This is a genomic window from Flavobacterium cerinum, assembly GCF_004028155.1.
GTDB lineage: Bacteria > Bacteroidota > Bacteroidia > Flavobacteriales > Flavobacteriaceae > Flavobacterium > Flavobacterium cerinum.
In genome coordinates this window covers 1-24,170 of the sequence record NZ_SBII01000019.1, presented here as the reverse complement: position 1 = coordinate 24,170, position 24,170 = coordinate 1, and the positions used below count along the sequence as shown (strand labels likewise).

18 protein-coding genes are annotated in these 24,170 nt (G+C 32.9%); 11 read left to right on the top strand and 7 right to left on the bottom strand.

Annotation, left to right across the window (positions count from 1 at the left end):
* Nucleotide 1: 1 nt before the first annotated feature.
* Both EPI11_RS18500 and EPI11_RS18495 read right to left on the bottom strand, forming a co-directional pair.
* Nucleotides 2–1,123, bottom strand: coding sequence for an efflux RND transporter periplasmic adaptor subunit (locus EPI11_RS18500; protein WP_128391480.1), 1,122 nt, complete (start codon nucleotides 1,121–1,123; stop codon nucleotides 2–4).
* Nucleotides 1,113–1,637, bottom strand: a complete 525-nt coding sequence (locus EPI11_RS18495) for a DUF2480 family protein (RefSeq protein ID WP_128391479.1) — start codon at nucleotides 1,635–1,637, stop codon at nucleotides 1,113–1,115. Before EPI11_RS18495 ends, EPI11_RS18500 begins: the two co-directional genes overlap by 11 nt.
* 411 nt (nucleotides 1,638–2,048) lie before the next feature.
* Here EPI11_RS18495 and EPI11_RS18490 point away from each other — a divergent pair, with 411 nt between their 5' ends.
* A complete protein-coding gene (locus tag EPI11_RS18490) occupies nucleotides 2,049–2,663 on the top strand; it encodes a helix-turn-helix transcriptional regulator (RefSeq protein WP_128391478.1) in 615 nt (204 codons plus the stop codon).
* Here EPI11_RS18490 and EPI11_RS18485 read toward each other — a convergent pair whose 3' ends face one another.
* Nucleotides 2,664–3,347: an alpha/beta fold hydrolase gene (locus EPI11_RS18485; protein WP_128391477.1), complete on the bottom strand. Its 684-nt coding sequence runs from the start codon at nucleotides 3,345–3,347 to the stop codon at nucleotides 2,664–2,666.
* Nucleotides 3,348–3,573: 226 nt separating this feature from the next.
* Here EPI11_RS18485 and EPI11_RS18480 point away from each other — a divergent pair, with 226 nt between their 5' ends.
* The 4 genes from EPI11_RS18480 to EPI11_RS18465 are packed head-to-tail and all read left to right on the top strand — an operon-like array spanning nucleotide 3,574 to nucleotide 6,051.
* The gene (locus EPI11_RS18480) at nucleotides 3,574–4,368 is read left to right on the top strand and encodes a leucine-rich repeat domain-containing protein (RefSeq protein WP_128391476.1); all 795 of its coding nucleotides are present in this window, start codon (nucleotides 3,574–3,576) and stop codon (nucleotides 4,366–4,368) included.
* A 2-nt stretch (nucleotides 4,369–4,370) separates the two neighbouring features.
* Nucleotides 4,371–5,096, top strand: coding sequence for a hypothetical protein (locus EPI11_RS18475; protein ID WP_128391475.1), 726 nt, complete (start codon nucleotides 4,371–4,373; stop codon nucleotides 5,094–5,096).
* A gap of 6 nt (nucleotides 5,097–5,102) precedes the next feature.
* Nucleotides 5,103–5,666 carry a LemA family protein gene (locus EPI11_RS18470; RefSeq protein ID WP_128391474.1) on the top strand — a complete coding sequence of 188 codons (564 nt, stop codon included), beginning with the start codon at nucleotides 5,103–5,105 and terminating at the stop codon, nucleotides 5,664–5,666.
* Nucleotides 5,650–6,051, top strand: coding sequence for a hypothetical protein (locus EPI11_RS18465; protein WP_128391473.1), 402 nt, complete (start codon nucleotides 5,650–5,652; stop codon nucleotides 6,049–6,051). The genes EPI11_RS18470 and EPI11_RS18465 overlap by 17 nt, the downstream gene beginning before the upstream one ends.
* A 3-nt stretch (nucleotides 6,052–6,054) precedes the next feature.
* Here the strand turns inward: EPI11_RS18465 and EPI11_RS18460 are convergent, their stop codons facing one another.
* Together EPI11_RS18460 and EPI11_RS18455 are read right to left on the bottom strand one after the other, a co-directional pair.
* On the bottom strand, nucleotides 6,055–7,323 hold the full coding sequence (locus EPI11_RS18460) for a hypothetical protein (RefSeq protein WP_128391472.1): 1,269 nt from the start codon (nucleotides 7,321–7,323) through the stop codon (nucleotides 6,055–6,057).
* 126 nt (nucleotides 7,324–7,449) lie between these two features.
* Entirely contained in the window at nucleotides 7,450–7,992 is a 543-nt protein-coding gene (locus EPI11_RS18455; RefSeq protein ID WP_128391471.1) for a GNAT family N-acetyltransferase, read from the bottom strand.
* A 427-nt stretch (nucleotides 7,993–8,419) separates the two neighbouring features.
* Between EPI11_RS18455 and EPI11_RS18450 the strand changes: the two genes are divergently transcribed.
* Both EPI11_RS18450 and EPI11_RS18445 read left to right on the top strand, forming a co-directional pair.
* Nucleotides 8,420–9,847 carry a glycosyltransferase gene (locus EPI11_RS18450; protein WP_128391470.1) on the top strand — a complete coding sequence of 476 codons (1,428 nt, stop codon included), beginning with the start codon at nucleotides 8,420–8,422 and terminating at the stop codon, nucleotides 9,845–9,847.
* 480 nt (nucleotides 9,848–10,327) lie between these two features.
* Nucleotides 10,328–12,661, top strand: coding sequence for an O-antigen ligase family protein (locus EPI11_RS18445; RefSeq protein WP_128391469.1), 2,334 nt, complete (start codon nucleotides 10,328–10,330; stop codon nucleotides 12,659–12,661).
* 83 nt (nucleotides 12,662–12,744) lie between these two features.
* On the opposite strand, the gene EPI11_RS18440 is transcribed toward EPI11_RS18445, so the two are convergent.
* Both EPI11_RS18440 and EPI11_RS18435 read right to left on the bottom strand, forming a co-directional pair.
* Nucleotides 12,745–13,467: a LytR/AlgR family response regulator transcription factor gene (locus EPI11_RS18440; RefSeq protein ID WP_128391468.1), complete on the bottom strand. Its 723-nt coding sequence runs from the start codon at nucleotides 13,465–13,467 to the stop codon at nucleotides 12,745–12,747.
* Complete coding sequence (locus tag EPI11_RS18435) at nucleotides 13,464–14,495, bottom strand: sensor histidine kinase (RefSeq protein ID WP_128391467.1); 1,032 nt, start codon at nucleotides 14,493–14,495, stop codon at nucleotides 13,464–13,466. The genes EPI11_RS18440 and EPI11_RS18435 overlap by 4 nt, the downstream gene beginning before the upstream one ends.
* Nucleotides 14,496–14,696: 201 nt before the next feature.
* On the opposite strand from EPI11_RS18435, the gene EPI11_RS18430 reads away from it, so the two are divergent.
* From EPI11_RS18430 to EPI11_RS18415, 4 genes are all read left to right on the top strand, one after another.
* Nucleotides 14,697–17,078, top strand: coding sequence for an outer membrane beta-barrel family protein (locus tag EPI11_RS18430; protein WP_128391466.1), 2,382 nt, complete (start codon nucleotides 14,697–14,699; stop codon nucleotides 17,076–17,078).
* Between the two features lie 246 nt (nucleotides 17,079–17,324).
* Nucleotides 17,325–18,725 carry a serine hydrolase domain-containing protein gene (locus EPI11_RS18425; protein ID WP_128391465.1) on the top strand — a complete coding sequence of 467 codons (1,401 nt, stop codon included), beginning with the start codon at nucleotides 17,325–17,327 and terminating at the stop codon, nucleotides 18,723–18,725.
* Between the two features lie 326 nt (nucleotides 18,726–19,051).
* Nucleotides 19,052–20,632, top strand: a complete 1,581-nt coding sequence (locus tag EPI11_RS18420; protein WP_164879218.1) for a helix-turn-helix domain-containing protein — start codon at nucleotides 19,052–19,054, stop codon at nucleotides 20,630–20,632.
* Nucleotides 20,633–20,989: 357 nt separating this feature from the next.
* The coding region (locus tag EPI11_RS18415) for a DUF11 domain-containing protein (RefSeq protein ID WP_164879217.1) at nucleotides 20,990–24,170 on the top strand (3,181 nt) is incomplete at its 3' end.

The following is a 24,170-nucleotide window of genomic DNA, read 5'->3' as shown; positions in this document are numbered from 1 at the left end:
TTTATTTTGATGAACGAAGCGGTTTAATTTTCATTCCGTCTTTTAAGCTTCCTAAACCATCTGTAATGATTGTATTACCGGCATAAATACCTTTAGTAACAACATACTCTTTCTCGGTTGCAGTGTTCATGATCTCTATTTCGGTATTTCGGGCGATATTCTGTTCATCTTTCTTAAAAACAAAATATTTACCCTGGAGTTCAAATACAGCTTTTTTAGGAACAAGGATAGCTTCTGCAAATTGTGCAGGAATTGCAATAGTTGCACTCGCACCACTCCATAATTTACCCTGTGGATTAGCAAATACAGCCTTAAAGTTTGCCGAACCTGTGCCTGCATTTAATACACCACTTAGCGTTTCAATTTTCCCTTTAATAGTATAGGTTTCACCATCGGCCATGATAAGTGATACTTCGGGCATATTCTTAAATTTATCCTTTACCTGATTTCCTGAATATTGATTTAAAAAGGAGTTTAGCTGTTGCTGACTTAGTGAAAAATAGGCATATACTTGTTTGGTATTGGCAACTGTAGTAAGTGCTGTTTCGGAAGTACTGCTTACTAAACTGCCTATTTTATATGGGAGGCTGCCTACAATACCGTTTATGGGGCTAACAATATTTGTAAATGCCAATTTTGATTTAGCTGCAGAAAGATCAGCTTTTGCCTGGCTTAATTCGGCTCTTTTAGTTCGTTCAATATTTTTAGCAGCCGTAAGCTCGAAGGTATTTACGATCTTTTTATCGGCTAGTGCCTTTGTTCTTTGTGTCTGGATACTTGCTGTTTCCAGATTAGCTTCAGCCGCCAGTACTGCGGCATTCTTATTGTTTACATCCTGAAGAAAACTGTTTGCATCGATCTTAAATAATGGCTGGCCTTTTGTAACGATTGTACCTTCCTGTACATATACTTCTTCAATGTAACCATCTATTTTTGAGCGGATCTCTACCGTTTGTTCTCCTTCTAAAGTTGCAGGATATTCTACCGATATTTCTGTTTTTTGCGGCTGTATTGTTACTACAGAATATTCTTTTGGGCCTTCAACCTGTTCCGTTTTTTTTGATTCACAGGAGATGAAGCATAGTGCCCCCAGGGCAAGTGTATAAATTCTATTATTTTTCATTTTTTGGGTTATTTTTTCTTTTATAGATCATTACAGAAGATCCGGCTTCTCCATACATGAGGGTTTGTACATAGTTCATTAAGTTGTTTGCTGCCGTGACATACATTTCGGGTAAGACGCCCATACCGGTTCTGAGAACTACTTTTTTATCCAGGTATATGCTATAGTCTATTTCTCTAATTTTGTGTTGCCATACTAAATGATAATGGTTTTGTGTACTGCCATAAATCACTACTGAAGCATGTGGTGCAAGAAGGGAACAGATCAGGATATATGCCCAGTGCGGTACTAAAGCATCGTTTGAACAGTAAATAACAACTGCTTTATTTTTAAATTGAGACCAGTCTGTTGCTGTCATTGCTGTCCTGAACGGTTTTTCCTGTAGCAGGTATTCATCCTGTAGGTAAGGAACAATATCAAAGGAAATGACTTCATCATCATTAGGTTTGCAGGACAGTAAGTCCAGTGTTATTATACCTGATGTTTCAAGCTTATTAATTGTTGTTTCATTCATTTTTGGGATTGTTTTATTTATTTTAAAAATTGTTTTACCTAATTTTTGGACATAGGTATTCCGGTCCCAACAGTTGTCCTATTTTTTAGGGTGCTGGGTATTAAATATTTTTTTTTAATTTTATAGGTAGAAGCTGACTAAAGCATTGTACTTATGTATAGTAGTGCTTTGACCTCTTTAAAACTACATTCCAGTATGGAATAATATAGGAAGGCTCCGAGATCGAATTTGCAGCTGAAGGATCAGCTATGAGCTTTTGCATTTTGAATAACATAACAAATGTCTTTTATGTTTAAATAAATCTGATTGTAAATACTTTAGGAGGTATATTAAAACCAAACTGCTTTGATAAGTTGTACAAAATTAATATTTTTGCATAATAAAACAACTAAATACTTGTTTTATTATTTTATGAAGACAAATAAGATCCTTTTACTGCTTAAAATGCGCGGGCCATTAACGGCTCTCGATATTGCTAAAGAATTAAAAATAACCAAAGAAGGTGTTCGCTTACAATTGGTTAAGTTTATAGACGAAGGACTGATAGAACCGGAAACCGAATCTAAAGGTGTAGGTAGGCCGCAAAAATTCTTTAGGCTTACCGATGCTGGAAATTCAAAATTTCCTGATACCCATGCAGAATTGACTGTGCGGTTAATTGATATTATCAACAATGCTTTGGGCGAAGATGCCATGCAAACCGTAATTGCAACAAATGAAGCGGCCGTTAAGAAAAAATATCATATAGAAATAGACCCAATAGATCATTTGGAATCTAAAATTGAAAAATTGGTGGAAATAAGAAATAGGGAAGGGTATATGGCAGAATATTCCAAAGACTCAGAAGGATTTGTGTTTATTGAAAACCATTGTCCTATCTGTGCCGCTGCAACATCCTGCCAGGGATTTTGTTCTTCTGAATTAAATACGTTTCGATCTGTTTTAGGAAAAGATGTTATTGTAAACAGGATCAGCCATATCATTTCCGGTGACAGAAGATGTGCTTACCGTATCAGTCAGAATTAACTATTTAAGCTCTTCAGCTGCACTGATGATAAAATCTGCAATTTGTATAGGATGTGATGCCATTGATGCATGACTTGATTTTAAAGAAAGTGTTTTGGCTTTCATTCTCTCAGCAAAAAAATGCTGGGTTTCAGGCGGGATCATTCTATCATTTTCTGAAACCTGATACCACACAGGGAATTTTTTCCATCCTACCGACGTTGGCATATCTCCAAAACATTTTCCGGAAGTTGGTTTTTGGGCTGCAGCCATTACAAATGATTCCTGTTCTTCGCAATCCTGTGAAAAGCTTTCATGGAATTTATCTCTTTTAATCCATAGAAATCCATATTTATCGGGGTAAAGACTTGCTGCTCCGGCAGGAGGAGCTGTTCTTTCCAGCAACATTCCAAGATTTTCGGTAGTATCAGGAGCAAAAGCAGCAATGTAAACAAGACCGGCAACATTAGGACAGTTTGCAGCAGCTTCGGTAATTATGGCTCCTCCATAAGAATGACCTACCAAGAGTGTTTTGCCTTCTAATGTTTCGGCTAATCTTTTTACAGTTTCGGCATCATCAGCTAATGATGTTAATGGATTTTGTGTAGCTACTACATTGTAACCGGCTTTTGCTAATAGTGGAATGACTTTTCTCCAATGTGATCCATCTCCCCATGCTCCGTGAACAAGTACAATATTTTTCATAATTTACTTTATTAGATTGTATCTAATTTACAAAATAAACTATTTATGTTATTGATATATTGGTGTTTATTTATGATTTGATAACATACTGAAGTGTAGTTTGATTGGATAAGTTATTTTTTATAATAATAGATTCAGGTTAACTGTTTTTAGTTAATTTATAAAGTTTTAATAAATTTTTTTGTGATGACCTCAATATTTTTAAATATTGCTTTTAATTTGCCGTATGATAGGATTAACAACGATTACACCTTTTGGATTTGCTATTATTCCAATATTTCTATTATCCCTTTTTTTAGGTTATAGATGGCTTAAATCCGGGAATAACAATCAAAATGCAGGCTGTTTTTCCGTAGGGATAGCAGGTCTTGTAATTTTTATGATCATTTGTTTTCCTGCGGGCATTACGTTTAGTCTTTATGAAGAAGGAACGAAGGAAGTAAGGATTATTATAATTGCCTTTTGGGTAATAGTTATAGCTTTGGTGACCTATCTTATTACAAGTGGTAACTATAAAAAAATAGGTAGTTTCTTAATTAAAGGCTGCCTTTATGTTGTTCTTCCTTTACTTTTTATTGGGTTTGCATCAGGCTTGGGCTATTTTTTATATTTAAGATTTTTCACCCACGAAAAAGACGATGCCCCGCTTTGGGCAACCTTAATAACTATTTTTTTCTTTATCGTTCTCTTATTGGTACCTTTTGGATTATACAGCCAAAGCAGGCAAAACAAGAATACTCTAAAAACGACTTTTTTTGATTTGGAAAGTGCAAAATTAAATCCTGATCTTGTGAAAGATTTAAATTTAAAAGGTAAAAATTTAGTTACCTTCCCTCGTGAAATTCTTACATTTAAAAATCTTGAAGTACTGGATCTTAGCGGTAATCAGATCTCTGAGATACCTGATGAACTTCGCAGGATGAAAAACCTAGTTGGACTTAATATGTCGGGGAATCCGATAGCGGATAAAGAAAGATTAAGGATAAGGAAACTGTTTGTAGATATTGAAGTTATATTTTAAAGATGAGTATTAAAGAAAAGACTACAGTCTATTTAGAAAGCAAACCGAAGCTCAAAAAGTTTATTGGATGGATAGTCTCATTCGTTTTCATGATATTATTTTTCGTGCTTAATTTTAGATTATTATACATTATTCCTGCAGTAATTTTTATTGCTGCCCTGCTTCCAAGCAGGCGTAAGGCTTTTTATAAGATGCAGGCATTGCTGCCTACATCAAAGATGAATGCCATTGCAATGGGAATAGTTGAAGTTGAAGGCGAGGTTGAAGAAATAGAACCTTTAATATCACCTTATTTTTCGAATTCCTGTGTGGGTTATTTATATACTATTGAGGAAGAGAGAAAAGATGATGAAGGCAAAAGAACCTGGCATACAATACATTCTGAAAGTAAAACCGGCACTTTTAAGATGAATGATGAAACCGGAAGTGTAACGATAGATGGTGAAGGACTCGAATATTATACTTTGAATGAGGATCAGCAGGTGGAAAGCGGGAGCAAGCGTCATACAGAATCCTATTTGAAAAGTAGGGACTATATGCTTTTAATAGGTTATGCCAGTTCGGATAACGGAGCTACCCTGATAAAAAAAGATGATCATTATAAGGTCTTCGGTATAGCGGCGCCAGGAGAAATATCCATTAGGAATAAATACCAGCCACTACTCAAATCGTTTTTAGTTACTTTGTTTTTTTTAGCATTAATAATTGTATTTATCATTTTAAACTAAAATAATATGTCAGCACAAATCATTGGTTTAATTATAGGGGGAATCCTTATTGTAGTTTTTTTGAGTTATTTTATTGGCATATTCAATAAGCTTGTTATGCTTAAGAACAATGTTGAAAAAGCATTTATGAATATAGATGTAATATTGATGCAAAGAGCAAATGAAGTTCCGGATCTTGTAAAAGTAGCCTCTAAATTTATGGAGCATGAAACGTCTATTTTAACCAATTTGACAAAGCTTCGTACCGATTTTTTAAATGCAAAAACTATCGATCAGAAAATAGAGAATGCTTCACAGTTCTCAGATGCTATGAAAACGTTATTTGCTGTTTCTGAAAGTTATCCTGCATTGAGTTCAAATACTAATTTTGTTGAACTGCAAAAAAGGGTATCGCAGCTGGAAGATAAAATTGCAGATCGTAGAGAATACTTTAATGATAGTGTAATGCTTTATAATACAGGTATACAGGAATTTCCTAATCTTATACTGGCAGGCTTATTAGGATACAAAGCCCGAAACTTATTTGAGGTAAAACCAGAAGAAAAAGAATACAATGGAATTCAACTATAATCTTTTCGGATACGAATCTCATATTAACAATGAACCTGAATTAGTCCTTATTTATGGATTTGCAGGGTTGTTAGCTGCTATGACAGTAATAACGCTGTTAAGTTATATTTTCAGGAAAATAGGATTTGAGATTGTTGTAAATTATTTCTTTAAGCCTCTACTACTGGCTTTTGGATTATGCCTTTTTATTACATTATTCCCTACTATGGCACTTTACTTTATTATTCCTGATTTAAGAGGAGTTAAATTAGCTTATATCTGGATCACTATTTTCTCAGGAATCACTATTTTCTCTTTTGTAAATTATACAACAATAAAGAAATTTGGTCATGACATTGCCAAAAATTCTCAAAAGAAAGAATTTAGAAGCAGGTCAAGAAGGTAGAGATTATTTTTTATGAACTTTCCAAATCTTGGATTCGGCAATAAAGTACAACGTGTCTTTATCATTTTTCACATCATTTAATTGGTAAAAGCGGATATAAGGCCAGTCTTTTTCTCCACCCTCAACTTTAAAAGAAGTTGTTGTATTGCCTATAATAATGGTATAATACATTAACCATGTTTGATAGTAATTGAAGTAAATTCCATCATGACCACCGTTTGGACTTCCATAAGCTATAGAAACACCACTATTTAGATTGTTCTTATAAATTATAGGGGTTTCTGCTTCTTTAATATTTCTAGTCTTTGTTTTAACCGCAAAATCAGAAACTGGCAGTGTGTAGCTGTTACATTGCGGACTTAGTATATCTAATGAGTAGCTATCGTTATAACCATGAGTTTGGTATAATTTGCCTTGTTTGTCTTTATAAAGTCCGTAGCCTCTGTTTTTATCACTTGCCGGGTAAATAGGTTTTTCTTCAAAAGATTTAACCCCTTCCAGATTTTCAAAAAATGGCGTACGGTATTTTTCAATATATCTTTCTTTACCCCCTTCAGAAGAATATGGACCCGAATAGGAATCATAATTTTCAGGTAATGTAATTAGGTTTATTGGCTCTTTTCTTAATTCTAAGGTTTTGATATTGTAAACGTCGCAAACTGTAGGAGGTGCTTCATCGCCATAAGTGGCAGGGATAACAATTATTAGATCACCATCAATATAAGCTGATACTGTTTTATCATAGGATGCTTTCAAGTTTCCTTCTCTATCCATAATTCCAAAAAGTACTTGTCCACCAATATTACTATCATAAAATTCAATACTGTCTTTGGTAAACTGCACTGGATAATACTCTGTTCCTTCAATTCCTGCTAAATTATAGATATACATGCTGTCTAAAGGTTGTATACTAACATTAGGATTACTGCCTTCAGGAAAATAGCTCCAATCTTTGTGCTTATCAGATTCAGGAATCTTATAACCGGATTTAAATGAAAGCATCGTCCAGCCTATAGCCAATACTATTAAGGTACTGATAACAATTATAATTCCCATTTTTCTTGCTTTTTTTCTTCCTGCGTGATCTTTCTCTAAATATTTCTTTCTGGTTTGAGTAATAAATACACCAACAATGATCAATACAGAAATTATAATACTAAGTGTCAGAAGAATCAGAAGCGCAAATCCATCTGCACCGGTTACTACTCCAATAATTGCTAATAGTATATTTAGTGCTGCAAGTATCAGGAAGGTTTTTAGTGTCTTGTTCATTTACAATTAAAATAATGTAATTGGTTAGTTAGCAATCTTATTGTATGCTAAAGTAACACTACAAATGCAAAAGGTTGTTAGAGTTTTAATAAAGTTATTTGCAAGATATTTTTTATATAAATATATCTACTGATTTTGAGAAGAAAGCCAATCGGTTTTGGAGATCTCATAAACAAAATTTAATCGGGATGGTTCGTTGTAATAAGCAACTTCTTCCTCTGCTATTTTAGTAGCCCCTATGCGTGTAATAGCTATTTGCGAGCGGAAATTGGCTGCACCAATATGGAATCGTATTCTATCTACATATTGGAATATATAATCCATCATCAATTTTTTCACAACAGGATTAAGTCCTGTTCCCCAAAAAGAAACAGCATAAAAGGTATAACCTATAAAAATACTATTGTCTTCTTCATTGTAGTTATAGAAACGGGAACTTCCGGCTAGAATATTGGTTACTTTATCTATGATCTTAAATGCGCCTTTACTTTTTATAGCGCCTTCAAAAAAAGAAAGGAATACTTCTTTTTTCCATCGATCCTTGTTTGGGTGCTGAATCCAAATGTTTTCATCTGAAGCGGCTTCATATAAAGTTTCAAAATCGTTTTCTTTAAGAGGTAGTAAAAGAACATTTTCATTCTCAAGGACGGGTTGTATTGAAAAAGTCATAGTCATGGTAATTAGTTAATCCGACACAAAAATAAGTAATGCCCAGTTATGTAAGATGTCAGTTCAGGTACTTAATTGTCAAAAAATATTTGATAACTAATAAAATCACGAAAATGATGTTTCCGGATTAAAAAATGAAAGATATATATAGTCTGTAATAGATTATTCTCCTTTGGATGTAGTACTCTCTATATGCTGTTAGAATGTATAAAAAAGTGTGTAATTTTTCTGCAATTGTAGAAAAATTACACACCATAATTCCCCAAAAAGCTGTCGTCATCCCACTCAATTCGCTTCTGAAGGCGATGGCATAGAGCTTGCTTGTTGTGATCATGTCTATCCTTCAGACGCTTTTAATTTTATTGAATTCCGCTAAGTATAAAAATGGACAGAAAAGGAATTTTAATAGAAACAAAAAATATACGATATGAAAAGCGAAACAATTACTCCAAAACAATTATTATATACTCCAAATGAAAATCAATTAAATAGTTCTGTTTTTCATGTGAAAAGCAAATCATCAAAAAAAACTGTAAAAAGTAACGCAAGTCCATTTGGACTTATTGTGTTGGTAAGCTCTTTTGTAGTAATGATTGGAGCTGCTTTTTTGGTTTATGAGTTACAGCCTGACTTTCATCAGTTTAGTGTTGATAGGATAAATTCTACATGGGGCTTTATCTTTCTTATTATAGCAACTGTTCTATTTGTATTTAACGCCGGTTTCTTTTTATATAATTTATATCTGTATTTTAAATACAAACCGATCCCTTCAGTTTCAGATGATCTATTGCCTACATGTACTGTAATTGTTCCTGCTTATAATGAAGGTAAACTGGTTTGGGATACATTATTGAGTTTGGCAGATAGTGATTATCCTGAAGAAAAGCTGCAGATACTTGCTATTGATGATGGAAGCCAGGATGATACATGGTACTGGATGCAGGAGGCTAAAATAAAAATGGGAGATAGGTTATCAATTTATCAACAGCCTGAAAATAAAGGAAAGCGTCATGCGCTCTATCGTGGTTTTAATCTTGGCAATGGCGAGATATTTGTAACAGTAGATAGTGATTCAATTGTAAAAAGTGACACACTGAGAAATTTAGTGAGTCCTTTTGTTACAAATGAAAACTGTGGTGCAGTTGCAGGGAATGTACATGTTTTAAATAATAATAAAGCAATACTTCCTAAAATGCTTAATGTGAGTTTTGTATTAAGTTTTGAATTTATGCGTTCTGCAGAAAGTATGTTAGGTTCAGTGCTTTGTACTCCGGGGGCTTTAGCAGCTTATCGTAGTACTTCTGTATTTGCCTGCCTTCCGGAATGGATAAACCAAACATTTATGGGAGAGGCCTCAGATATTGGTGAAGACCGTGCTATGACTAATATGATATTGAAACAGGGGCATCATGTTTTGTTTCAAAGAAATGCATATGTGCTCACTAATGTACCTGAAAAATATAGTGGTTTGTATAAAATGTTTATTAGATGGGGAAGGAGTAATGTGCGTGAAAATATAATGATGTCCCAATTTGTTTTTAAGGATTTTAGACGTGAATCTAAATTCGGGGCCAGACTTTTGTTTTTGAATCAGTCGTTAAAGATTGTCATGGCTTATCCGTTAATACTATTTATGTTGTTTTTTATACTTACACATCCGGTATTATTTATTAGTTCCACGCTTTTAGGCATATTGATCCTATCAAGTTTTTCGGTTATATTTTATGCTAAGAGATATAATATATCAGAGTCGTTTTGGGCCTATTCTTATAGTATTTTATATACTTTCGGTTTATTTTGGATTACTCCTTATGTAATTCTTACTGCAAACAAAAGAGGATGGCTAACCCGTTAATGTATTAAAACTATAAAGCTAAAAAACTCCTGATAAAGTAATCAGGAGTTTTTTTTAGTATTATTTTAATTCCAGATACGTATATTTCCATGATGTATCTAATTGTAAAACAGGCGATTATAATTACATGTGGGTCATGTGTTTATCTTTAGTTCAGGATAATAATCAAAATCTCTTTAGCAGATTATATTATGTATTGTCTTCTGTTTTTATATTTTCAGAATACCTCCCCATATCCTGGCAGATATAAAAACAATAATGCATTTATATACCTGCGATGCTGAAAACGGGATCAAAGAGTGACAGATTAAATCATCCCCTATGTGATGTTTAAGTACTTTTACAGTTGAGAGCATAAGACTACTTATTCATAATTGAATATCATTTGTATTCTAATTAAAATTGTTTTATTTTGTGATTTAAACTGATTACCATAGAGATATAGGAATTTCAGAAAAGATCCAAACTTAAACTATAAAAATGAGTGTAAAAGCAGTAGTGAAAAATAATAAAAATAGTATTAAACCGCAGGATAAAGAAAGAATTTCAAATTCTGATTTTGTACTTCTCTTTTATATAGTTGCTCTTCTTATAATTGATTTTTTTCCATACTTCAATGCGATGGAAATTATTCACCCTCAATTTTTATATTTATCACTTTTAAATGTTGCAGTTGGAGGATTTTTGTATTTAAATGGCAATATTAGTTTTATCAATATCTTACCAATTTTAAAGAAAAATTATATTCCTATAGCTTATTTCGTCTTTTTGCTATTTTGTACAGTATCTATTTTTAATGCAAAAAACATAGGTGTGGGTATTGTAGATCTTATACAATTAATTATAGTTTTTTGTTTGCTTATAAATCTTGTCATTTTATTACAAAACAGGCTTCATTTATTTTATAAAATTATTTTTTTTGTTGGAATCAGTGCTTTTCTTCAGGCTTCACAGGAATTATATAATTTAATAAAAACTTCAAATCTCAGTTCTGTAGTAAGTGCATTAAATAATTTGAAGGGTAATACAGGTAATATCAATATTTTAGCAGCTAGCTTAACCATTAAAATTCCTTTTGTGCTAATTGGAATTACTTATTTTAAGAGTAAAAAGAAATGGTTTTTATATACAACTCTTTTTCTCGCGCTTACTACTGTTTTTTTAACAGCAGCAAGAACCCCGCTAATTAGTTTGTCTTTAATTTTTTGTATCTATATTTTTTACTCTTTAAAAATAAATTCTTTTAAAAAGTCCAGCATTCTATCTAGTGGAGCATTATTATTGGTGGTAGTATTATCTACCGTAACAACGAATCTCATTTTTGAAAAGACTAAAGATACCAGTCGTTTTAATTCAGTTGAAGATAGAATCAAGCAAATTAGCAGTACTGAAGGTTCAGCAAATGCGCGGCTTGCTTATTGGAGTAACTCTATTAAATTGGCTAAAACGAGTCCAATTATTGGTATTGGTCTGGGTAATTATGCTATAGAATCGATTCCGTACGAAAAAGAATTTTCAAATGATAATGTTGTATCATTAAAGTCTCACAACGATTTTTTAGAAATTTTAGCAGAAACAGGTTTGTTAAATTTCCTGATCTATCTTTCAATCTTTGTATATATTTTCTTTATCAACCTGAAAAGAATAATAAAATATAAAGATGGTACTACAAGAACAATTGCTGTTGGTGCTCTTATGCTTGTAATTGTTTATGGTATAGACGCTCTATTTAATTTCCCCATGTACAGGCCTACGATGCAGATATTTTTTGGATTATGCCTTGCATTAACAATAATGAACAGTTCTTTTATTGTTGAGCAGGATGTTAAAGTAAATACCAGAAAAAAAATTGTATTGGTTTTAATAGCTATCTCATTAGTAACAAGTTATTTTGCTTATGAAAATTATAAAGCTTCTACTCTTGAATATTTAATAAAAACAGATAATATAGATGCTAATGCAAAAGGTGTTTTAACCGGTGATGAGGTTATTAAACGTATGCCAAAATATAAAAACATCTTTGGTACTTCCGAATCATTTTATGAATATGCTGCTATTTATTATTTACGGGAAAATAAGTATGAGAAAGCTATGAAGTACTTTTCTGAAGCTTCTAAAATAAACCCATATTCAGGCAGGATAAACTTTTATAAGCACATTATGGCACGGAATAAAGGTGATATTGATAGTTCATATACTTATTCTAAAGAATCTTTTTACCTGCGTCCAAGGAATTACTTCTTTTATCAGAATTTAATAAATTTAGCTGCTAACAAACAGGATACTACTGAAATTATTAAAGCACATAATTTATTTTCGAAATATATTAAAAAACCGGAAGAGTGGCAGAGTACTGCTTTAGAGTTACAAAGAGCTGGCTATCCAAGGCCAAAACTACTTGAATTTATAGATGAAGGATTAAAAGTATTGCCTAATGATAGTCTATTAATTAAGCAGAAAAATGATTTTTTAATTACTGATTATATCATTGACGGGCAAAATTATAGTGCAAAATTTCAAATGGATAAGGCATTGAATTCTTATCTAAAAGCATTAGAATTGGAACCTGAAAATATTTACATCATGCAGAATCTAGGTTTCTATTATTATAATTTGAACAAACACAAAGAGGCTATTCCTTATTTTTTAAATGCCTTGAAATATCCAGGGTTAAATGATGGAAAAACAGAATATTATACTGGTATTAGTTATTTAAAAAATAATGATTTAGAAAATGCCTGCAAGTATTTTAATTTATCTAAAACTAAAAACTTTCCTGAAGCTCAACAGCAAATAGAACTTAATTGTAAATAACAGTCTAAATTTAATTGCTGGTTTAAATAAAAAAGCCTCATATATGTTTATATATGAGGCTTTTTGTGAACAATTAATTTTTCTTATAATTTGCGTTCATTTATTCTTGTAAAGAAATCAATTTTATAAGTATCTCCCAAAGGCAGGCTTTTTTGTAGCAGCCATACTTCATTATTATCTGTTTTTTCTATTTTATTAAAGGCTATAATAAAAGATTTATGAATCTTTATGAATAAGTTTTCGGGTAGTTTTTCCTCAAAATATTTAAGAGTATTGTAAGTTACAATTTGCTCATTCATCGTATGGATCACGATATAGTTCTTTATACTTTCGATATAAAATATATCAGCAATTTCTACGCGTTTAAATTTATTTTTCCCATCAGTTTTTATAAAGAAAAACTCTTCTTCAGTACTGGGAATATTATGTTTACTACCAGTTAGTGGAATTGTCGCTCTGGCTTTTTCTACCGCAGTTATAAATCGGCTAAAAGCAATTGGTTTAAGCAGATAATCTATTGCATTAAGTTCAAAGCCTTCTACTGCAAACTGAGGATAAGCTGTAGTGAAAATTATCCCAACCTTATCTTTAATAAGTGCAGATAATTGTATGCCTGTGAGATCACGCATTTGTATGTCCAGGAATAAAATATCAGGCTGATGTACTTCTATTAGCCGTAAAGCCTCTAAAGCACTTGTGGTAGTTGCAACGCATTCAAGTCCCGGAAGCTGTTCTGCATATTTTTGTAAAATTCTTATAGCAGGCGGTTCATCGTCAACGATTATACAGGTTATTGGTTTAGTCATTGCGACATGGGTATGTTTAAGATTATTGTGTAAATATTCTCTTTATCATGAATTTTAAGTTCATGATCGTTTGGGAAAAGCAGGGTGAGACGCTGTCGTATATTTTTAAGCCCTATTCCGGGTTCGTCATAATGCTCATTGAACTCAAAACTATTTGTAACTATAAAAGCAAGTCTGTTATTTTCTATTGACAGTTTAATGGATACAGGCCTGTTTTTATCATGTAGAATGCCATGTTTAAATGCATTTTCTACGAAATGTATAAGCAATAGTGATGGAATTTTAAAAGTTACGTAGTTTTCTGAATATATAAAGGATATAAAAAGAGTATCGTCAAACCGTCTTTTTAAAAGATCAATATAGTTTTGTAAAAATTCTATCTCATCTTTTAGCGATACCATATCTTCTTCATTATCATACGTAATGTACCGAAGCATTTCAGAAAGCTTAAGTATATCGTTTGCCACTTTTGGTTGAGAATCATATAAATCTGCATAAAAGCTGTTAAGTGTATTGAATAAAAAATGTGGACTCAATTGGTTTTTTAAAACTTGTAATTCAGCCTGTTTTTTTTCCAATTGCAATTGTGTAACCTGCCTGTTGGTATTCCAGGAATACTTAATTAAATAGAATACTACACTTAGAAGGATGATGCGAAATGAATAGTAAGAGTTATCGTAAACATAGTAAATAATATTTCTGCTATTTTCACTGTAATTATGAAATCCTGTGATCTTGTATAAAATGATTTCTTCTAAAATATACCGAAACCCCGGGAAAAGAAAAATAATTGAAAATTGTCCTGCAGTAAAGAGCATCCATTTTTTATAAGGAACAGTTTTAGGACATATCAATAAATAATTGAGATAGAAAATTGCAATATGCAATAGTGTAAAAACTAATGATTGTAAAGAGGACCATAAAAAAGTATTTTCATCTTTACGTGTTATTATTTCAAGCAACTGATCCAAAGCAACGAACAGTATCCAGAAAGTAATATGGTATAGTATTTCTTTTTTTGTAGTCATGCTACTAAATTATTATTTAAATAGGAAGTAGCAATGATAATCGCTCCAACAGTACAAAATTTTATACCAAACTCTTATTTCATACAACTAAAATTATAAATCTAATTTTTTAGGTGTTTATTTTATGAAACTCCCTATTGGCTTTATTTTGTATCTAGATTGTTTTTAGTCCAGTATCCTTGCACTATACAATTCAACGTTATGAAGATACTTTTATTTACACTCATTACCACCTTATTATTTATAACAGGAAATGCCCAAACCAAAATACAGGGGACAGTAATTGATGCTGTAACACATGAGGCTTTGCCTTTGGCATCTGTTTCTGTTACAGACAGTATATCTCACAAAGTAATTGCAATCGCTGAAGCTGATGATAATGGTAATTTCAATTTGAAATTTTCTGAAACCCCCAGTCTTATAGTATTGACTGTACGTTATTTAGGATATGCTGCTTTCGTTCAAAAAATCACCATAGATAAATTAAATACACGTCTTACAATTGCATTAAAACCAATCAATAATCAACTTGATAACGTTGTGGTTGATTCAAAAAAACATGCTGTTACGGTTAGCGGGGATAAGATTATTTTTAGTATTGATAAATTAGGTATAGGTGAAGCTAATAATGGACTTGAAACTATGCGTCAGATTGCGGGTATACGTCTTGATAAAGATGATAATATCCAGTTTCGTGGAAGTACAGATGTACAGATAATGATTAACGGTAAGAAAAGCCTTTTGCAGGGTGATGCTTTACGGGAGTTTATACGTTCGCTAAAAGGGAGTGATATAAAGTCGGTAGAAATTATTGCACAACCGTCTGCCCGTTATGATGCTGCAGGTACTACCGGAATAATAAATATTATTTTAAAGAAAAACAGGGGAGGTGGTTTTAGTGGAAATGTATATTCGTCCGTTGGTTATGGAGAATATTTTAAAGGGGATAATGGAGGACAGCTTTATTACAATGACTCGCTATGGAGTATAAATGCTAATGGATCGTATTACGATGGAAAATCTGTAAATCATAGGCAGGTAAAACAAACCATACAACTTGCCGAGGGAGTAAGAAAACTAGAGCAATATAACGAATGGCTTCCCAGTACGATTTCTAAAAACCTTAATATAGGTATTGAGCGTAAATTAACGAATAAGCAAATTATTAGTACTGGATGGCAGTATCATAAGTCTAATGAATGGGCTGATACTTATGGAACCACTAACGAATATTTGAATGGCATACCAGTAAATATTGTTCAGCTAACACAGTTTTTAGATAACCCTACAGAAAGATTGACGGGTAATGTATTTTATAATTTTACAGCAGATAGTACTGCCACCAAACTAGATGCCCAGATTAATTATGCACATTATAAAAGTAATCACAATGGGTTTCAACGTAATGATTATAACAATACTTTATTTATGCAGCTTAATGGTACAAATGAAACTATTTACAATATTATAAATATGCAGATAGACCTTAATCAGCGTATTTCAAAAAAGATTGATTTTGAAGGGGGAATAAAATATTCTAATGTAGTGATGAATTACTTAAATAAATATAACACTAACAATCCTTCTTTGTTAAGCATTCCCGAAAGTTTATTAAATAATGATTTTGTGTATAGAGAAAACCTTGCTTCGGCTTATACACAACTCTCTGTTAACCTTGATAAATGGAGTGTACTGGCTGGGCTTAGGGCTGAATATTATGACTATGATGCTACATCACGTACCAGTAATCAAACCAATAAAGACAGCTATACTAATTGGTTTCCTTCGTTATCAATAAATTATAAAAAGAATGATAATCAGTATCAATTGAGTTATAGCAGGCGTATAGGCAGACCAACCTACCTTGCACTTAATCCTTATTATAATTATATAGATGCTTATACGCTAGATCGCGGAAATCCTGATTTAAAACCACAACTATTTCATAGTTTTCAATTGAACTATATTTATAAAAGTTCTTTTAACGTGAGTTTGTATGGTTATATTTATAATAAAGGTTTTACTACTGTAATTGATTATAATGAAGCTAAAAACTATAATGTTACATATCAGGCAAATGCTTCTAAAGGAAATCGTTTTGGTGTTTCTGCAATGCTTCCCTATGAACCTTTCGATTGGTGGACAATGCAATTAAGCCTTGACGGTGCCTACAACTATGAAAAATCAAATATCCCGGGTTTTAGTTATAATGGAAGTGGCTTTGGATATGATATTTCTTTATATGAAAGCTTCAAGTTAAAGCAGGATTGGAGCGTTATATGGAATGGCTATTATTCAGGGTATTCTAATACTCCAAACGGTTATTCGCGTGCAACTTATGACTTTAGTTTGTCGGTTAAAAAATACATGCTGGACAAAAAGTTATTATTATCGATAGGATGTTCTAATATCTTAAAGAAGAATTTATATAATGAGGTGACTGTGGTGGATAATGTAAAAACGGAATGGGTAAATAAATGGGAAACGAGACGTTTTTATCTCCAGGTTACATATTATTTTGGCGGAGGTAAAACAAAAAGAGTGAAGTCAAGTTCGTTAAGCGATGAAAACGACAGAATATAATATTATATCAGAATAATTAAATACAACCAACTACAGAGTTAAGAATATTACATAATAAACTCATCGTGTTTTAAAAGAACTGAAGCCATGGTATAAATCCATGGCTTTTTTAATGTTCATAATAACGATATTAAGTCATTCAAACTATAATGTCAGTTTTTGAACTAAAAAAATAGTTATATGTTTGAAATTATACAGATCTGAATTTAGCCAACTTAAATTATAACAGTAAAACCACACACAATTATGAAGAAACTGAAATTATTTATTACCTTAATTTTTATCACCAATTTTTGTTTAGGACAGAAAAGAGAGTCTTATCAACTTGACAGCCTTTTTACGGTATTGTATCAGCAAAACCAGTTTAATGGGCAAGTACTTATTGCAGAAAAAGGAAATATCATTTTAAAAAAGGGTTATGGTATAAGTAATGAAAATACTAAAAAATCTATTAATGAAAAGACGTTATTTGAACTTGCCTCATGTTCCAAACAATTTACTGCTGCTGCAATTGTATTGTTGAAAAGAGATGGAAAGCTAAACTATAATGATAAGCTATCGAAATACATACCTGAGCTAAATTTTTGGAACGATGTTACAATTTATGATTTATTAAGACATACCAGCGGCATCCCCGATTTTCTTGGATATATGCCTGATAAATGGGATCATAATAAAATAGCGACCAATGATGACGTCATTAAAATATTTGCAGTAAATAAAGATACTCTGCAATTTACGCCTAAAAGCAGGCACAGGTATAGCAATACCAACTATGTATTACTGGCAAGCATAATAGAAAAAATTTCTGGAAAAAAATATGCAGATTTTCTTTCTGAAAAGATTTTCAAGCCATTAAAAATGGATCGCACTTTTGTGTATTGCCGCTGGAAAAAGCCAAAGAAGGTTGATAACCTTGCCATTGGATATATTTGGGAAACGAATACATTTAAAAAGACTACCATTGTGGAGAGTGAGGCTGAAAAAGACATGGTTTATTATTTGGATGGAATAATAGGAACATCCAAAGTACACTCAAATGTTGATGACGTTTACAAATGGATCCAGGCTTTAAAAAACAATACTCTATTTACCCAAAAAGAATTTGATGAAATGACTGAGATCACTAAAACATCAGAAGGAAAAGATATTCGATATGGATTCGGACTGGATGTAAGGAAAGGGGTAAATAGTTTTACTTTTGGGCATACAGGCAGCTGGGATGGATATACCACCTTTGTTTATCATGATATGATTAGAGACAGAACTATAGTTGTACTCGAAAATTTCAATTATGGTGCTAATCCATTTAACAATATGTTCCAAATATTAGAAGGCCAGCCATTAACAATTGAATACCCTAAAAAAATTGTCTTACCGGAAAGCGATATTACACAATATACAGGTACGTATAAAAGTGAAAATGGTGAACATGTGTTAACTTATAAAGAGCAGCATTTAATTTATAATACACCAAAAGATGTGTGGGATGTGCGTTTTTTCCCTTATACAAAAAATGAATTTAAAGGAATTAGGCAGGGTGGTGCGGATGCAGTATTAAAATTCACCAAAACAGATGATGGCAGGATGAAATTAGAAATGCTGCAGAATGGGAAAATTATAGATTTTGGGATTAGAGAAAACTAAGTTTTATAATTATTTAATTTTTCTAATACTATGTCAAAATTCTATTTACTGGTTCACTGTTATCTACCCTGAAACTGTGGGGAGAACAGTTATAAACAAAGAATTTAAAGCACATTTCTCTTTAAATCGATAATACATGTTTTAAATAACTTTTAAACAAGTTTTTTTTGTAGTAATAATTCTACATCAACAAATCTTTAAAATTGCTTGGAATTAATTATCTGTCACTACTTTTGTAGGTGCCAAAACCCAAAATATCTCAACTAATGTTATCTACAATTCTTAGTGTCAAATGTAGGAGTTCGAAATTTAAAGATGTATTCTATATGTCCAAAAAATTTATTCTGATTTTATTATTGACTAGTTGCCAAACAGTTCTTTATGCAAATAATTCTTTTGACACGGTTATTTATGAAACTATGGTCAATGTTGCGGGTAAAGATGTAAATAAAGCAATTCACATTGCTGATTCACTCTATAAAGCTTCAACTGAACCTATTCATAAAGTAAAATCATTAATGCTGCTGGCAGATTTAAACCTGACTATTGGTAAAAAAAATGAAGCGGTGAATTATGCCTTTATGGCGGAACAGATAACTTCTGATAATGGTCTTTATGAATGGCAAGCAAGAATATATGGTTTTTTGTCGTCGCATTATCGTTCATTAGGATTAAAAGAACAAAGTAAAATTTATCTTGATAAAGGCTTAACTGTTATTAATAAAGTAGAAGATGCAGGTATTATTAATCAATACAAAGGAGTTGCCTTTCAGGAACAGGGACTATATGAAATTGAAAATAAGGAATATAAAAAATCTTTAGAGTATTTTAAAAAAGCGGAACCATATTTTAAGAAGGTGAGGAATGAGGGTGTAAGAAACTACCAACTTGCTTTAAATCATATGCAATTAGGAAGAGCTTACATGTATTTAAAAGAGAGAAAATATGCGTTAATACATTTTAAAAACGCACTAAACTTTTTATCACAATTAAAAAATGAAGCCAGTGTTTTAAAGGGATTTATATATGAAGGGATGGGTAGAGCTTTTTTTGAAGATAATGAGTTAAAGAATGCTTTGGTGTATTTAAAAGATGCACTTAAAATAGCCGAGCATTCTGATAATTTAAATTTGAAGGAGGAAGTTTATTATGATATGGCTGTTTACTACATGGAAACAGGGGATAAGGTTAACTATAAGCATTATCATAAACTTTACCAGGAAACGATGGAAAATTCAATTAAAACCAATAAAAATAGTTCTGAAGTTCTTGTAAATAGGTTACAGGAAAGAGAAAAAGAGTTGGCACAACGACAAAATTTACTACTCGCCGTTTCTGGTTTTTTATTGGTAATCTTAATTGTATTGATAATTCGTAGCAGGTCTAAAAGAAAGAAACAATATAAAAAGTTTCAGGCAATACTAAAGAATGTAAGTGAGCAGTCTAAAATTTTTGAAATCGTAAAAGAGGAAGAAGTATTTACTAAAGAGGAATTGAAACCTGTTATAGAAATTGCAGGGAAGGAACTTATGTCATCGGAAGTAGAACAGCAAATATTGAAAAAGTTAGCTCGTTTTGAACAAGGAGATAAATTCACAGGTAGAAATATAACTCTTTCGGCGCTTTCGGTACTGCTCGATACAAATAGTAAATACTTGTCTCATGTTATTAATAAACACAAAAAGAAAGACTTTAACAGTTATATAAATGAACTCAGGATTTTTTATATTATTAAAAAATTAGAATCATCGCCAACCTACTTAAACTATAAGATTAGTTATTTAGCAGAAGAGTGCGGCTTTTCATCACACAGTAAATTTACCGCCGTTTTTAAAACCGTTACAGGAATGTCTCCCTCATCTTTCATGCAATTTCTAGCTAAAAATCAAAAGAAACTTACTGCTTAATATCCCTTTAGATAGTTTTTTTAAGGCCGTTTTCTCTTAAGAGAAAACGGCTTTTTATTTAGGTGTAAGTTGTTTGTTTTTAGTATTTTATGTTTTTTTTTATACTGTCTGTATTCGTGAATAAGGATACTAGTCATCTATTAAGGTATGCAATCAGCTGGTACATTTGTCCGTAATTATTAAGCCCCCTAAATAATTGATTGTTGCCTTTTTTAATACAGTTTATTGATTTACTAATCAATTATGTAATTTCAATTAAACTGTAAAAGGGTTTCCATTACTTCTTTAATGTCTTTTGGGGCTGTCACACCAAACGTATGATCAACCAATTCAATCACATCTTAAAATAGTTAAACAATGAGCAAACATTACAGTTGGCAGGACATTCATTTGTCCAATCCGCCAAGGTATAATCCGGGCAATATCATTAGCCTATACCATCAAAGGGTTATACACTTGTTTTTATTCGTTCTTTTATTTGCTTCTGGATTCTGGACACAAGCCAGTGCCGAAGGAAGTAAAAACCTGTATCCGGCAGGCGCAACCGGAAACCGTGCCTATTTGTACAGTAATAATTATACAGGTTCCTCAGGAAGTACAAATACATCATGGCCTTTTAAAACATTGGGTACGCATTATGTATATGCAAAGGCTAATGAAGTAATAGCTGTTGCATCGAGTGCCCAGAATATGGGTAACGGACGCATACGCTTAACAGCACCTAATGGCGATCAGTTTATTACGACAACAGATAATATTGGTAAAATTGCCAGTCGTGCTGAAGAGCTTGCTGGTCCACTATATCCAGGGCAGGCAGGTGGAGGTAATCGATATATTCCTTATACACAAACAGTGTCTGCGGCACAAGAGGGTGTATGGAAAATAGAATTTATCCCTAGTGGAAATGAACAGAGTACTAGCACGCCATCGGTTCTTAATGATCTGGCTGATGCTAACTGGACACAGGCTACTAATACTGAACTTATTTCTGCTTGGGATGTATCTGTGAGAAATGCTGCTAATAATGCATGGCTTGCCGGAAGGGTTTATACTAATGTATTTAACATGCATATAAACGGATCCCAGTTTTTAGCCGCAAATGCATTTTACGGTAAATTATTTGTTTTAACCAGTGATGGTGTTGCTTATAAAGTTACAAATAATGGAAATAATGGAGTAGGGTTTACATTTTTTGTAAACAATAAAGGGTTCCTTGATGCTTCAGGAAATTCACTATATAAAAGTCTTGACATTTCTGATCCAACAAATGCTAATTTCAGGGTTCATGATCCAAGAACTCCTGACATTGGTTCAAATGTTACACAAAAAATATTTTATGATGCTCCGGCAGATGACTTACCTGTAAGCGCTACTCAGGCATTGACTACAACATCTCAGGTTACTACTTGGCTTAAAAACACTATTGTATATCCAACAGCGAGTAACGTCACTTATACAGGTATTGAAGGAACACCAAACCTTTCTGGTAACAAGGGGGCTAATATAGGATTTGATTCTAACCTTGCGGGAAGTTACAGAATAGATATCTCTATTACGGGTTTTACAACACGTATACTTACAGGTAGTACTACTATCGGTACCAATACTATTTTTTGGGATGGTAAAGATGGGGCAGGACAGCCTCTTGCTGCTTCAACTACTATTAGTGAATTAAAAGTACAGCTTTTTGGAGCTGAAGTTCACTTCCCGTTTATCGATATGGAGATAAATCCGGGAGGAGTTATTATTGAGCAATTAGATTCTGATTATAATTTATTTACGCCTACAAAAGATCTTGTTTATTGGGATGATTCTGAAGTTACCGGTGGTACATCAGGAACAAAACCCAGTGTAATGGTTAGCGGAAATGCAGGTATTTCCAGTAATAGTAATGGTCATAAATGGGGTTCTTACACGGTTGCAAGTAGCGGTACAGGCAATAGCGGTACAGGAGCAAGTAGCTATGGTAACGTTAAATCGCTCGATACCTGGAGTTTTGTACCGGGTAATATAATAACGGTACCACTGAATATTGTTATTGCTTCAGCTGATCTTGAAGTGAAAAGTATTGTCCCTTCTACAACTATAGTTACTATTGGTAACTCTTTAAATTATGCCGTTACAGTAAAAAATAATGGACCGAGCGATGTAACAGGATCAGCTTTTGTGTTTAATGTTCCTGCCGGTTTTACTATTACTAACGTTAGTTATGTAACAAGTACAGGTACTGTTGTAGTTGTTAATGGAACAATTGATCCTGTAACAGGAGATTATACGGCTCATCTTGACATGACTAATGGTGCAGAAATTGTATTTACAATTACCGGTACTATTGGTTCTTCACTAGGAGGTTCTCCTATGGTAATGGAAGCAAGTATTATGCGACCTAATGATGTAACAGATCCGGATGCGACAAACCCGGCACTAACACCTCCAACGAATCCACATACTGAATGTTTAAATGGTACAGCTGTAGAAAATTGTAATAACATAAAGTACAATACAATTACTCCTTCGGCACAAGCTAATCTTACCGTTGCTAAATCGGTAAATATTGCAGTTCCAACAGTAGGGCAGCAGGTAATATTTAAAATTGATGTAACGAATAATGGCCCTAATAATGCTACAGGAGTAAGTGTTACAGATCAGTTACCAAATGGATTTACTTATGTAAGTCATACCGTAACAGCCGGAACTTATAATGATGGAACTGGAATATGGAATATTGGAGCATTATCTAATGGTGTTACCAGCTCATTAGAAATAACAGTGCTTGTAAAAGCAACAGGTAATCATACAAATGTCGCTACTGTTAGTGGATCACAAACTGACCCTACACCTGGAGATAATAGCGATGATGCTACTTCAGCTCCCAATGTTTTAGCTAACCTTAGCATCGAAAAAACAGTAAATAACCTTATACCAAATGTAAGTTCGGAAGTAGAATTTACATTGAAAGCAACTAATAATGGTCCGGGTAATGCAACAAATGTTGTAGTAACCGACCAGCTTCCGGCAGGATATAGCTACGTTTCACATTCAGGAGGAGCTTATGTTCCAGGAACAGGACTATGGACAATAGGTAATCTTGCAAACGGAGCAAACACAAGTCTAACTATTACAGCAAAAGTAAACGCAACGGGTAATCATACAAATATTGCTTCTATTGATGCTACTGAAACAGATCCGGATTCAACTGATGATACAGATTCAGCAGTAACTACACCAGTAAATGTGATTGATGCGGTAAACGATACAGCAAGTAACATCAACGGTTATACAGGCGGAACGAATGTTACCAATGTACTGACCAATGATAAGCTGAACGGTGTTGCTGTGATCCCATCCGAGGTAACGGTAACAGAAGGTTCAGGCGATACTACAGAACTAACGATCAATGCAAACGGTACGGTAGATGTAGCCGCTGGTACTCCGGCAGGCACGTACACACTGAACTATACGCTTTGCGAGAAACTCAACCCAACGAATTGTGATAATGCATCGGTAAGCGTAACAGTAGTTGCAGCACCAATTGATG